We start from the raw sequence: 1,563 nt of genomic DNA on the forward strand, positions 1-1,563 counted from the left end.
CAACGCCTTCCGATCCAACTTGCCCGCACTGTTGAGCGGCACCTCATCAAGCAACGACCACACCGACGGCACCATGTACGACGGCAACGCCCGCGCCACCGCTTGTTTCACCACATCAGCGTCGACACTCGCCGGCGACAGATACGCCACCAAATGCTCAGCACCCGTGTCGGTCGCCGCCACCGTCGCCGCCGCATGCACCACACCCGGCACACCCGCCAGCACCGCCTCGATCTCACCGAGCTCGATCCGCTGACCCCGCAACTTCACCTGGAAATCAGTACGACCCAAATACTCGATATCACCGGCCGCATTCCACCGCACCGCATCACCGGTGCGATACAACCGCGAACCCGGCACACCAAACGGATCGGCAACAAACCGTTCGGCCGACATACCCGGCTGCCCCGCATACCCACGCGCGACCTGCACACCACCCAGATACAACTCACCCGGCACCCCCACCGGCACCGGCCGAAGGCGATCATCAAGCACCAAGGTTTCGGTATTCCACACCGGAGCACCGATCGTCACCAGCTCCGGAGCATCGGACACATCAGCCCACGCCACCTCCACCGCAGCCTCAGTCGGACCGAACAGGTTGTGAATACCCACACCCGGCCAGATCTCATGCACCTGCGCCACCACCGCAGCCGGCAACGCCTCACCCGAAGCAAACACCCACCTCAGCGACGTCAACTGCGCCAGACGCTCCCGATCCACCACATCCACGAACACCGACAACATCGACGGCACAAAATGCACCGACGTCGCCCGCGTGTCCGCGATCAAATCCGCGATATACCCCGGATCCGCATGACCACCCGGACGCGCAATCACCAACTCCGCACCCGTGACCAACGGCCCGAACAACTCCGGCACCGACACATCAAACGTGTACGGCGTCTTCTGAACCACCCTGTCACCCACCGACCACGGAAAAGCATCCAGACCCCACCACAGACGATTCAGCACCGCACGATGCGACACCGTCACACCCTTCGGACGCCCCGTCGAACCCGACGTGAACAACGTGTACAACGCATTGTCCAACGACAACGGCACCACACGCTCAGCATCAGTCACCGGAACCGTCGACAAGTCGATGTCAACAGTGCAATCCACAACAATGATCCGCACCTGGCCACCCCAGACAGTCGCGTCACCGGACCCATCGTGACACTGTCGGCCGGCTCCTTCGTCGCCCGACGACAACTCCTCACGGATCAAAACGCTTGGTCCGATCAAGACCACACCCACACCAGCTGTCTCCAGCATGTACTGCACACGATCAGCAGGAGCATCCGTGGCAATCGGCACATACTGACCACCCGCAGCCACCACAGCATGGATCGCCACCACCATCTCCACACTGCGGTCAATACACACACCCACCGCCACATCCGGCCCCACACCCACCGAAATCAACTCACGCGCAAGCACACTCACACGCGCCGACAACTCCGCAAACGAGACACCACGCCCCTGGAACCACAACGCCCGGGCATCAGGAGACCGCACAGCCTGCGCCACCAGAGCATCAGCAACAGTGCCCGCGGGCAC

The 1,563-nt window shown here is 62.4% G+C and carries 1 protein-coding gene; it reads right to left on the reverse strand.

The window, feature by feature from the left end:
- On the reverse strand, nucleotides 1-1,563 hold a 1,563-nt coding region (locus tag GOAMR_RS08590; protein ID WP_005185661.1), incomplete at both ends, for an amino acid adenylation domain-containing protein.

This window comes from Gordonia amarae NBRC 15530, from assembly GCF_000241345.1.
In the GTDB taxonomy this organism is placed as follows: domain Bacteria; phylum Actinomycetota; class Actinomycetes; order Mycobacteriales; family Mycobacteriaceae; genus Gordonia; species Gordonia amarae.